Annotated in this window: 5 protein-coding genes; all 5 read left to right on the top strand. The window is 70.8% G+C overall.

Annotation, left to right across the window (positions count from 1 at the left end; genetic code table 11):
• Nucleotides 1-96 precede the first annotated feature (96 nt).
• The gene (gene truB, locus G6017_RS04685; RefSeq protein ID WP_179525430.1) at nucleotides 97-1,008 is read left to right on the top strand and encodes a tRNA pseudouridine(55) synthase TruB; all 912 of its coding nucleotides are present in this window, start codon (nucleotides 97-99) and stop codon (nucleotides 1,006-1,008) included.
• A gap of 23 nt (nucleotides 1,009-1,031) precedes the next feature.
• Entirely contained in the window at nucleotides 1,032-2,009 is a 978-nt protein-coding gene (locus G6017_RS04680; RefSeq protein WP_182609304.1) for a bifunctional riboflavin kinase/FAD synthetase, read from the top strand.
• A gap of 113 nt (nucleotides 2,010-2,122) precedes the next feature.
• Entirely contained in the window at nucleotides 2,123-2,392 is a 270-nt protein-coding gene (gene rpsO / locus G6017_RS04675) for a 30S ribosomal protein S15 (RefSeq protein ID WP_107747462.1), read from the top strand.
• 336 nt (nucleotides 2,393-2,728) lie between these two features.
• On the top strand, nucleotides 2,729-4,996 hold the full coding sequence (locus tag G6017_RS04670) for a polyribonucleotide nucleotidyltransferase (protein ID WP_182609303.1): 2,268 nt from the start codon (nucleotides 2,729-2,731) through the stop codon (nucleotides 4,994-4,996).
• A 98-nt stretch (nucleotides 4,997-5,094) separates the two neighbouring features.
• Nucleotides 5,095-5,764, top strand: a 670-nt coding sequence (locus G6017_RS04665; RefSeq protein WP_182616159.1) for an insulinase family protein, incomplete at its 3' end; no start/stop codon positions are given.

Below are 5,764 nucleotides of genomic sequence, written 5' to 3'. Positions count from 1 at the left end.
ACCTGGTGGAGCTCCACGGTCGGTGGGCGGTGCGGGACGGCTACGTCGCCTCGGCGATCGTGCTGCGTCCGGGCGGTGGGGGATAGCGTGTCCGGCGTGACCCCGCGCAGACCCGACCCCCGCCCCGCCCCCGCCCCGGGACTCGTCGTCGTGGACAAACCGGGCGGCATGACCAGCCACGACGTCGTCGGGAGACTGCGCCGGTACTTCGGCACCCGCAAGGTGGGGCACGCCGGCACCCTCGACCCGATGGCGACCGGCGTCCTGGTGGTGGGGATCGAGAGGGCCACCAAGCTCCTGGGCCTGCTCGCGCTGGAGACCAAGACCTATGAGGCCACCATCCGGCTCGGCGAGACCACCACCACCGACGACGCGGAGGGCGAGACCACCGCGCGGGTCGACGCCTCCGCCGTGACCGACGCGGCGATCGACGCCGGGGTCGCCGCGCTGACCGGGGAGATCGACCAGGTCCCGTCCTCGGTGAGCGCGATCAAGGTGGACGGTCGACGCGCCTACGACCGGGTGCGGGCCGGGGAGGACGTCCGGCTCGACGCGCGGACGGTGACCGTGTCGCGATTCGAGGTCCTCGAGCGCACGCGCTCCGGGGAGGTGGTGGACCTCGTCGTCGTCGTCGACTGTTCGACCGGCACCTACATCCGGGCGCTGGCGCGCGACCTCGGTGCCGCGCTCGGCGTGGGGGGTCATCTCACCGCGCTGCGGCGCACGTGCGTCGGCCCGTTCGGACTGGACGTCGCCCGGACACTCGGGGAACTCGAGGAGGATCCACGGTTGTCCCTGGACCTCGACGCCGCCGCGCTGACCGCCTTCCCCCGCCGGGACGTCGACGCGGACGAGGCCGAGGGGTTGCGACACGGACGGTGGCTGGCGGCCCGCGGCGACGCCGGGGTGGTCGCCGCCGTGGGACCGGACGGACGGGTCGCCGCCCTGGTCTCCGAGTCCGGGCAGCGCGCGGCTCCGGTCGTGGTCATGCGCCCGGCGGGCCTGTGAGACCCGGGCGTAAGGTGGTCGCCGTGCAGCTGTGGCGGACGTTCGACGAGATCGTGATCCCCGACGGCGGGACCTCCGTCGCACTCGGGGTGTTCGACGGACTCCATCGAGGTCACCGGGGTCTGGTGGAGCACGCGGTGGGTACCGGACGCGAGTCGGGGGCGAGCCCGGTGCTGGTGACGTTCGACCCGCACCCCGTCGAGGTGATCAGACCCGGTACGCATCCGCTCGTGCTCACCCCCCTGGAGCGACGCGCCGAACTGGCCGGCGACCTCGGGGTCCATGCCGTCTTCGCCCTGCCCTTCGACACCGACATGGCCTCGTGGGAACCCGACGAGTTCATCGACCGCGTGCTGGTGCGGGGGTTGCGGAGCCGCTCCGTCACCGTGGGCAGCAACTTCTCGTTCGGCCGACGCGCGGCGGGTACCCCGGAGACGCTGCGCGAGCTGGGCGCCGAGCGGGGCATCGACGTCCGGGTGATGGATCTGCTGGAATCCGGGGGGGAGCCGGTGTCCTCCTCCCGGATCCGGCGTCTGCTCGCGGAGTCCGACGTCGCCGGCGCGGCCGCGATCCTCGGCCGTCCCCATCGCGTGTCCGGGATCGTCGTGCACGGAGCCGGGCGTGGTGGACGCGACCTCGGGTACCCGACGGCCAACCTGGATCTGCCGGAGTACACGGCAGTGCCCGTCGACGGCGTCTACGCGGGGTGGTTCGCCCTCCTCGACGATCACGAGGTAGACGGGTCGATCCAGCCCGGTCGGCGCTACCCGGCCGCGATCTCCGTGGGGACCAATCCGACGTTCGGGGACGCGGCGCGCAGCGTCGAGGCGTTCGTCCTGGACGAGTCGGCGGACCTCTACGGGCGGGTGGCGGCCGTCGACTTCGTCGACCACGTCCGTGACATGGAGAAGTTCTCCTCGGTCGACGAGCTCCTCGTGGCCATGGACCGGGACGTCGCCAGGACCAGGGCCGTTCTCGACGCCGGCGCCGACCGCCGCTGATCATCGATTGGGGCGCCGGTGCCCTCCACTGGTAACGTCTCCTGTCGGCCCTCCTGCGGTCCGCGGCGGCGGGGTCATTCATTTTCGCGGACTGGAACAACCAGGAGACACCCATGGCGATGACCACCGAAGAGAAGAAGGCCGTACTGGCCGAGTACGGGATCCACGAGACCGACACCGGTTCGCCCGAGGCCCAGGTCGCGCTGCTCACCAAGCGGATCAGCCAGCTGACCGAGCACCTCAAGAGCCACCAGCACGACCACCACTCCCGTCGCGGTCTGCTCCTGATGGTCGGCCGTCGTCGTCGTCTCCTCAAGTACATCGCCAAGGTCGACATCGCGCGCTACCGCTCGCTGATCGAGCGCCTCGGCCTGCGTCGCTGAGCGGACCCCGCCCGCACGCCCGCTGTTCCCCGTCCTCGAAGAGGGCGGGGAACAGTGCTGTACGGGGGCGGTGTCCGCGCGTCCCCCGGTGACCCGGGGTGTTGTCCCTGGTAGCCTGATCACGGCCGGTGCGCACGTACCGGGTGTCGACAGGTCCGATTGACGGTCCTCGGTAGTGGCTGCCGGAACCGCGGGTGCCCCGGGACGGGGCGCCGGTTCCGGCCGCTTCGATCGAAGACCGAAGTCGAACCGGGATTCCCTGACGTGTGACCCGGCGGGCCCGGCGGAGACGTCTCCGCCGTGAGGCCCCCAGTCACCGACAGGACAGGACTACACATGCCAGAGATCACGGCCGTCGAGGTCGAAGACGGTGTCTTCGAGACCGTCGCGACCATCGACAACGGCGACTTCGGTCGCCGCGAGGTGCGATTCGAGACCGGACGCCTTGCCAAGCAGGCCGCCGGGGCCGTCGTCGCGTACCTCGACGACGACACCATGATGCTGTCCGCCACCACGGCGGGCAAGCACCCCAAGGAGCACTTCGACTTCTTCCCCCTGACGGTGGACGTCGAGGAGCGGATGTACGCCGCGGGTCGCATCCCGGGCTCGTTCTTCCGCCGCGAGGGTCGGCCGAGTACCGACGCCATCCTCACGTGTCGCCTCATCGACCGTCCGCTGCGCCCCACCTTCGCGGACGGGGTCCGCAACGAGGTCCAGGTCGTGGTGACCATCATGAGCCTGGACCCCAAGGACCTCTACGACGTCGTGGCGATCAACGCCGCGTCCGCCTCCACGCAGCTGTCCGGCCTCCCGTTCTCGGGTCCGGTCGGAGGCGTGCGGATCGCGCTCATCCCCACCGCCGCCCGCCCCGAGGGGCAGTGGGTCGCCTTCCCCACCGTCGAGCAGCTCTCCGAGGCGGTCTTCGACATGGTCGTGGCCGGTCGCGTCGTGGGCTCCGGTGATACCGCCGACGTCGCCATCATGATGGTCGAGGCCGAGGCCACCGACACCGTCATCGAGAAGATCGCGGGTGGCGCGCAGGCTCCCACCGAGGACGTCGTGGCGCAGGGTCTCGAGGCGGCCAAGCCGTTCATCTCCGAGCTGTGCGCCGCGCAGCAGGCACTGGCCACCGCGGCCCCGTCCGAGGCCCGGGAGTTCCCGCTCTTCCCGCCCTACCAGGAGGACGCGTTCACCGCGGTCTCCGAGGTGGCCGAGGCCAAGCTCGGTGAGATCATGTCGATCGCGGACAAGCAGGAGCGCGACGGGGCGACCGACCAGCTCAAGGCCGAGGTGCTCGACTCGCTCTCGGAGCGGTTCTCCGGTCGGGTCGGGGAGCTCGGTGCCGCGTTCAAGTCGCTCACCAAGAAGATCGTCCGGAAGCGGATTCTCACGGACCACTTCCGCATCGACGGCCGCGGCATCAGGGACATCCGCGCGTTGTCCGCCGAGGTCGAGGTCATCCCACGGGCCCACGGTTCCGCCCTGTTCGAGCGGGGTGAGACCCAGATCCTCGGGGTCACCACGCTCGACATGGTCAAGATGGCCCAGCAGATCGACTCGCTCGGTCCGGAGACCAGCAAGCGCTACATGCACCACTACAACTTCCCGCCGTACTCCACCGGCGAGACCGGTCGCGTGGGGTCGCCCAAGCGTCGTGAGATCGGCCACGGGGCGCTCGCCGAGCGTGCGCTCATGCCGGTCCTGCCGAGCGTCGAGGAGTTCCCGTACGCGATCCGGCAGGTCTCCGAGGCGCTCAGCTCCAACGGCTCCACCTCGATGGGGTCCGTCTGCGCCTCCACCCTGTCGCTGCTCAACGCCGGTGTGCCGCTCAAGGCCCCCGTCGCGGGTATCGCGATGGGCCTGGTCTCCGACGAGGTCGACGGTGAGACCCGCTACGTGGCCCTCACCGACATCCTCGGTGCCGAGGACGCGTTCGGCGACATGGACTTCAAGGTCGCCGGCACGGGCATGTTCGTCACCGCGCTGCAGCTCGACACCAAGCTCGACGGCATCCCGTCCGAGGTCCTGGCCGGCGCGCTCACCCAGGCCCGCGAGGCCCGGCTGACCATCCTCGACGTGATGGCCGAGGCGATCGACGAGCCGGACGAGCTCAGCCCGTTCGCGCCCCGCATCATCGCGATCAAGGTCCCGGTCGACAAGATCGGTGAGGTCATCGGGCCCAAGGGCAAGATGATCAACTCGATCACCGAGGAGACCGGCGCGTCCGTCTCGATCGAGGACGACGGCACCGTGTACATCGGGGCCACGGACGGCGAGTCCGCGCAGGCCGCGATCGACAAGATCAACGCCATCGCCAACCCGCAGCTGCCCAAGGTCGGCGAGCGGTTCCTCGGCACGGTCGTCAAGACCGCCCCGTTCGGCGCCTTCCTCTCGCTGCTGCCCGGCCGCGACGGCCTGGTGCACATCTCCAAGCTGGGCCAGGGCAAGCGGGTCGGCAAGGTCGAGGACGTCGTGAACGTGGGCGACAAGATGCAGGTCGAGATCGCGGACATCGACAACCGCGGCAAGATCAGCCTCGTGCCCGTCGGCGACGAGTCCGCCGCGGCGGCATCGCCTGCCGACGCCGAGGGCGACGACAACTGATACACCGCCGGGGCGGGAACGCGCACCCCGGCACCTCACGAGGCACGCACCCCGGAGCGCGGGGTGCGTGCCTCGTATCGCTGGAAGGGAGGGTCGCCGTGGATCCGACGATCAGGGTGGACAGATCGATCCCCGGGCTCCGGGTGGTCACCGAGAACCTGCCGTGGTGCCACACCGCGGCGGTCGGGGTGTGGATCGCGGCGGGTTCCGCCGACGAGGCCCCCGAGGAACACGGTGCCGCGCACTTCCTCGAGCACGTCCTGTTCAAGCGGACCGCCACGGCCTCGGGACTCGAACTGTCCGAGCGCATCGATCTCCTCGGGGGTGACCTCAACGCCTACACGGGCCGGGAGCACACCTGCTACCACGTCCACGTCCCGGCGGAGGGCCTGGCGACGGCCGTGGACGTACTGGTGGACGTGGTGGCACGCGGGTCGTGTGACCCGGAGGACGTGGAGATCGAGCGGGACGTGGTGCTCGACGAGCTCGCGGGCCGGGCCGACGACCCGGAGGACCTCGCCTGCGAACTCGCCACCGGAGCCGTGTTGGGTGATGACCCGCTGGCTCGCCCGATCATCGGGACCGAGGAGTCGGTGGTGGCCCTGGACGCGCAGACGCTGCGATCGTTCCACCGCAGGGTCCTCCGTGCGGGTGACGTCGTGGTGGCCGCGGCCGGGCGCATCGACCACGAGGAGCTGGTCAGACGCATCGCCGACGGCCCGCTGGCCGCCGTGGTCGCCGAGGGCCCGGCGGGAGCCGCGACGGTCG

The sequence above is a fragment of the Dietzia sp. B44 genome, from assembly GCF_014145245.1.
Classification (GTDB): Bacteria; Actinomycetota; Actinomycetes; order Mycobacteriales; family Mycobacteriaceae; genus Dietzia; species Dietzia natronolimnaea.
Note: the sequence above shows the minus strand (reverse complement) of the source record. Positions and strands in the feature narration are given on the sequence as shown.

Bases quoted from the DNA above. Each gene is read 5' to 3' on its own strand.
- rpsO (WP_107747462.1), top strand. From the start codon at position 2,123: ATGGCGATGACCACCGAAGAGAAGAAGGCCGTACTGGCCGAGTACGGG.
- G6017_RS04670 (WP_182609303.1), top strand. From the start codon at position 2,729: ATGCCAGAGATCACGGCCGTCGAGGTCGAAGACGGTGTCTTCGAGACC.